General features: G+C 67.6%; 5 protein-coding genes. 3 read left to right on the top strand and 2 right to left on the bottom strand.

Annotated features, from left to right (window positions below; genetic code table 11):
- The 3 genes from VFA16_RS05155 to VFA16_RS05165 all read left to right on the top strand — a co-directional run.
- Window positions 1-1,496: acyltransferase family protein (locus VFA16_RS05155; RefSeq protein WP_324966781.1), on the top strand; the 1,496-nt coding region annotated here is incomplete at its 5' end.
- Window positions 1,497-1,570: 74 nt separating this feature from the next.
- Window positions 1,571-3,121: a Rieske 2Fe-2S domain-containing protein gene (locus VFA16_RS05160; protein ID WP_324966782.1), complete on the top strand. Its 1,551-nt coding sequence runs from the start codon at window positions 1,571-1,573 to the stop codon at window positions 3,119-3,121.
- 2 nt (window positions 3,122-3,123) lie between these two features.
- Complete coding sequence (locus tag VFA16_RS05165) at window positions 3,124-3,456, top strand: hypothetical protein (RefSeq protein ID WP_324966784.1); 333 nt, start codon at window positions 3,124-3,126, stop codon at window positions 3,454-3,456.
- Here the strand turns inward: VFA16_RS05165 and VFA16_RS05170 are convergent.
- Window positions 3,453-5,018 (bottom strand): NAD(P)/FAD-dependent oxidoreductase, encoded by a 1,566-nt coding sequence (locus tag VFA16_RS05170; RefSeq protein ID WP_324966783.1) that lies wholly within the window; start codon window positions 5,016-5,018, stop codon window positions 3,453-3,455. The genes VFA16_RS05165 and VFA16_RS05170 overlap by 4 nt on opposite strands.
- 69 nt (window positions 5,019-5,087) lie before the next feature.
- A complete protein-coding gene (locus VFA16_RS05175; RefSeq protein WP_324966785.1) occupies window positions 5,088-5,693 on the bottom strand; it encodes a TetR/AcrR family transcriptional regulator in 606 nt (201 codons plus the stop codon).
- Window positions 5,694-5,710 lie beyond the last annotated feature (17 nt).

Below are 5,710 nucleotides of genomic sequence, written 5' to 3' on the forward strand. Positions count from 1 at the left end.
CCACCCGGGCCTGGCAGCTGGCCGTGGGCGGGCTGGTGGCGCTTAGTGCCGGCTGGTGGCGGCGCCTGCCGGCGCGCGGGGCCGCGATCACCGGGTGGGCGGGGCTGGGGTTGATCCTGCTGGCCTGCACCCTGATCGGCCCGACCACCCCCTATCCGGGGATGGCCGCGCTGGTGCCGGTGCTGGGCAGCGCGCTGGTGATCGGCGCCGGCTGCGCCGATAGCCGGCTGGGCGTTGGTGGTCTGCTGGCCCGCTCACCGATGCGCGCCATCGGGCGGGTGTCGTATTCGTGGTACCTGTGGCACTGGCCGGTGCTGCTGCTGGCCCCACCGCTGCTGGGCCACCCGCTGGGCCTGCCCGGCCGGCTGGTCGCGGCCGCCGTGTCCGGTGTGCTGGCGGTGCTGACCTTGCATCTGGTGGAAAACCCGCTGCGCTTCGCCGCACCGATCCGCCGCTCACCGGCCCGCAGCCTGGCCCTTGGCGGGCTGGCCACCGCCGCCGCCGCCAGCGTGGGGGTGCTGCTGCTGATCGTGGTGCCCACCCCGGTCGGCCGCGGCGCGCCGGCCCCAGCGCTGAGCATCACCGCCGCACCCGACCCCGCCGGCCCCCACCACTACGACACCGCCGTGCACCACACCTTCGCCCAAATACACGCCGCGGTCGCAGCAGCCGCCGACCTCAAAGCCGTACCCTCCAACCTCACCCCACCCCTGGCCAACGCCACCACCGAACTCAAGACGGTGTTGCTTAACAACTGCCTGCGCAATGTTTTCCAAGTCGAACAGCCTGAGTGCGCGTCGGGGGATACCGCCTCGGCGACGACGGTGGCCCTGGTCGGCGACTCGGATGCCACGATGTGGTCGCCGGCGTTGCAGCAGGTCGCCGCCCAGCGGCACTGGCGGCTGGAAACCCTGGCCAAAATGGCCTGTCCGCCGATGTACCTGCCCATCATCAACCCCCTCGCTCGTAGCGAGTACACCCAATGCGAGCAGTGGCGTGCCCAGATCCTCGCCCGGTTGCGCCCCGAGCACCCACGGCTGGTCGTGCTCAGCATGTGGCGGGGGTATTCGACCGACTTCGGCTTCACTTCGTATGACTCGGCGTGGATCACCAGCCTGACCGGCCTGGTGCAGCAGGTGCGCGGCATGGGGGCGCAGGTGCTGGTGCTCGGCCCGATCCCCGATCCACACACCCTGGTGCCGATCTGCCTGTCCGCTCACCTCGACGACGCCACCGCCTGCTCACCGGCACGCTCGGCGGCGGTCAACCAGGCCGGCATCGCCGCCGAGACCGCCGCCACCAAGGCCGGCGGCGGACACTATGCCGACATCACCAACCTGTTCTGCACCGACCAGCGCTGCCCGGTCATCGTCGGCAACACCCTGGTGTACCCAGACATCTACAACGCCACCCATGTCACGGTCGAGTACTCACGCCTGGTGGCACCGGCCATCGGGGCGCTGGCCGAGCGCGCACTCGCCAACGCCGCCACCTAGCGCCGGCCGTGACGTCGCGTCGCTAAGCTCAAGGGCGGCACACGGACCGCTCTCGACGGCATCGGAAGGCATTAGTGCAGGTCACCAGCGTCGGACATGCAGGCTTCCGGATCGAGACGCATGCGGGCAGCATCTTGTGCGATCCCTGGGTCAACCCGGCCTACTTCGCGGCATGGTTCCCGTTCCCGGACAACAGCAGGTTGGACTGGGGCCAGCTGGGCCAATGCGACTACCTGTACATCTCGCATCTGCACAAGGACCATCTCGATGCGAAGCTGCTCGCGGCCCACGTCAACAAAGACGCGGTGGTGCTGCTACCGGACTATCCGATGCCGGACCTGCGCGGTGAGCTGGAAAAGCTGGGGTTTCACCGGTTCTTCGAAACGACCAACTCTGTCAAGCACCGCGTCGACGGGCCGAAGGGGCCGCTCGACGTGATGATCATCGCGCTGCGCGCACCGGCCGACGGGCCGATCGGCGACTCGGCTCTGGTGGTCTCCGACGGCGAGACCACCGTGTTCAACATGAACGACGCCCGGCCGGTGGACCTGGATGTCCTGCCTTCGAAGTTCGGCCACGTCGACGTCCACATGCTGCAGTACTCCGGCGCGATCTGGTACCCGATGGTCTACGACATGCCCGCGCGGGCCAAAGAAGCGTTCGGCACCCAAAAACGCCAACGCCAGATGGACCGCGCGCGCCAGTACGTCGCTCAGGTCGGCGCCAGCTGGGTGATCCCGTCGGCGGGCCCGCCGTGCTTTTTGGATCCGGAGCTGCGTCACCTCAACGACGACCGCGGCGATCCCGCCAACATCTTCCCCGACCAGATGGTGTTCTTAGAGCAGATGCGCGCCCACGGCCACGATCGCGGGTTGCTGATGATGCCCGGTTCGACGGCTGAATTCACTGGCTCACAGCTGAATTCGCTGACCCACCCGCTGCCCGACGAGGAGGTCGAGGCCATCTTCACCACCGGCAAGGCGGCCTACATCGCCGACTATGCCGCCCGGATGGCGCCGGTGATCGCAGCGGAGAAGGCCGGCTGGACGCCCGCATCCGGCGAGCCGCTGCTGGAGCCGCTGCGGGCACTGTTCGAACCGATCATGTCCCAAAGCGACGAAATCTGCGACGGCATCGGCTACCCCGTCGAACTAGTGCTCGGCAAAGAGGCTGTCGTCCTCGATTTTCCGAAACGCACGGTGCGCGAACCGATTCCCGACGAGAAGTTCCGGTACTCGTTCGAGATCGCGCCGGAGCTGGTGCGCACCGTGCTGCGCGACAACGAGCCGGACTGGGTCAACACGATCTTCTTGTCCACCCGCTTCAAAGCCTCGCGGGTCGGCGGCTACAACGAATACCTGTACACGTTCTTCAAGTGCCTGACCGACGAGCGCATCGCCTACGCCGACGGCTGGTTCGCCGAAACACACGACGACACCGCGTCGATCACCATGGACGGCTGGGAGATTCAGCGCCGCTGCCCGCACCTGAAGGCCGACCTGTCCAGATTCGGTGTGGTGGAGGACAACACGCTGACCTGTAACCTTCACGGGTGGCAGTGGGACTTGGCCAGCGGCCGCTGCCTGACGGCCCGCGGTCACGAGCTTCGGTGCAGGCGGCTGTGAGCATGAACGATTGCTACGACGACGGGCTGGTGCAGCTTGATCGCCAGGCGATCACGTTGCGCCGCTATCACTTTCCGTCGGGCACGTCGAAGGTGATCCCCCTGGCGAAGATCCGCGGATATAAGTCGGAGCCGCTGGGTTTGTTCATCCACCGCTTCCGGATCTGGGGCAGCTCGGATCTGCGCCGCTGGCTGCCGCTGGACGTGCGCCGGCCGCTCAAGTCGACGTTGATCACCTTGGACGTGCCGGGCACTCGGCCCAGCCCAGCATTGACTCCGGCCAATCCGCAGGAGTTCACCGCGCTGCTCGACGAATTGCTGGACCAGGCCCGTTAGCCGCCGGTCTCGGCCAGCGCCTGATGTGCCGCGTTGTAGCCGGGAATAAACGTTATCCCCGGCCCGCCGTGGCACCCCGCACTCGCCAGGTAGAGCCCGTCGAGCGGGATCGGCTGGCCCAGAAAGCCTTTGGGTCCGGGCCGGTTCGGGCCGATCTGGTTGGGGTTCAAGAGTCCGTGGCAGTAGTCGCCGCCCGGTGCGCCGAACATCGTGCCCATGTGGCGCGGGGTGAAGGTGGTGTGCCGGATGATGCTGCGCTCGAAGTTGGGCGCCAGCCGGGTGATCTTGTCGATCACCCGCTGACCCATCTCCACCTTCATCTGGCCGTAGGAATGCGCACCGCCCTCGATCGGGAACCAGAGCGCGAACGCCGACGCGGCGTGTTTGCCCGGCGGCGCGAGCTGCGGGTCGTGCACCGACGGGATCTGCAGCACGACGGTCGGGTCGGCCGGCACGATCCCGCGCCGACAGTCCTCCCACTGCTGCTGCACTTCTTCAGGCGTGCTGAAAATACCGATCGATGCCTGCATGTCCGGGTCATTGACGGCCTCGTAGGGTGCAGCGAACTCTGGTGGCGCATCCAGGGCGAAGTGCATCTGCAGGTAGCTGCCCCGGTGGTCGATGCGCGCGTAGCGCTCCCGGATGTCGGCGGGCAGCGCGGCGGCATCGATCAGCTCGTTGATGGTCAGATCCGGTGCGACGGCCGATACGACGACGGGGGCCGTCACCGTGTCGCCGGCGTCGATGCGTACACCGTGGACTGCGCCGTCGCCGACGACGATTTCGGTCACCTTGGTGCGCAGCCGCAGTTCGCCGCCGTGGGTTTCGAACAGTTCCCGCAGGTGCGTCGTGAGCGCCCCGATCCCGCCCCGCAACTTCTTCATCAGCACGGTGTCGGCGTCGGGAACGCCGAGCCCGAACGCCAGTGCGGCCGCGCTGCCTGGTGTGGCCGGCCCGCGGTAAAGGGTGTTGACGGCCAGCACGGTGAACGAGCCGCGCAGCGCGCCGTGCTTCTCCCGGTCCGGGAGGTAGCGGTCCAGGATGTCGGTGACCGAGCCGAACAACATGTCGTCGATCGCCGAGCGTTCGAATTCGTTGGTGGCGCAGGCGAACATCTCGTCGAGGGTTTTCGGCGGGGCGCCGGCTTCGAACCGGCCCAGTGCCCGCGTCGGCGCCTGGCTCCAGGCCAGCAGCCCCGCCATGCCGTTGACGGCGTCTGCGCCGTGCACGTCGCCCAGATGAGCGAGCAGCTTCACGGGGTCGGTGTACTGGATGACGGGATCGTCGCCAACCCCGCGCAGCGCTACCGACATGACCTCGGAGTCGACGGTCGCCAAGATGTCCAGACCCAGCTCGCGGGTGACCGTCGCCGACGTCGGGAACTGCACTGAGCCGGCGATCTCGAACCGGTAGCCGTCGAACAACTCGACGGTTGAGGCCATGCCGCCCGCGTAGCGTTTGGCCTCCAGACATATGGTGCGCAGGCCCGCGCGCTGCAGGATCAAAGCCGCGGCCAAGCCGTTGTGTCCGGCACCGATGACGATTGCGTCGTAGTCAGCCATAAGCTTCCGCCCTTCCAGCCCTGCTGCGCAGGCTGGCACGGATCCTCCGTTTTGTCAATTATGACAAAACTATTGGTCGCGGCGCAGGAGTCCGCCGTCCAGGAAGGTCAGGGCGTCATGACACAAGCTGGCAAGCCCGGCCAGCGACCGATCTTGGCCGAGCATCCAGAGCTCCATCGCGCCGAACACCGCGGCCGCGATGCAGCGGGCGGTCACCGTGACCCGCAGCCGGTCCTCGACGGTGTCGGCGGGCTCCGCACGGCTTAGCCGTTCGGCGACGGCGTCGGCGAAGTCGGATTCGACCTGGCGGATGTGCCGAACGATCCGTCCGGAGTCGAGTTCGGCGTCGCGCAGCGCGGCGATCTTCGCCACCGCGTCAACGTCATAGGGGAACGCGAAGATGGCCGCTTGCACGGACTCGGTGATCGGTTCGTCGGTCGGCCGGGCGGCCAGCGCTGCGCGAAACCAGTGCAGTCCGGCGTCGTAGTCGGCGAACAGCAGATCGTGTTTCGACGAGAAGTGCCGATAAAACGTCCGCAGCGACACCCCGGCGTCCGCCGCGATCTGCTCGGCCGATGTCTCCTCGAAACCCTGGGCCAAAAACCGCACCATCGCGGCTTGCCGCAACGCCTCCCGGGTGCGTTCGCTGCGCGCGGTCTGCGCGGGCCGGACCATGCCTGTACGGTACCCCG

This window comes from Mycobacterium sp., from assembly GCF_035653355.1.
GTDB lineage: Bacteria > Actinomycetota > Actinomycetes > Mycobacteriales > Mycobacteriaceae > Mycobacterium.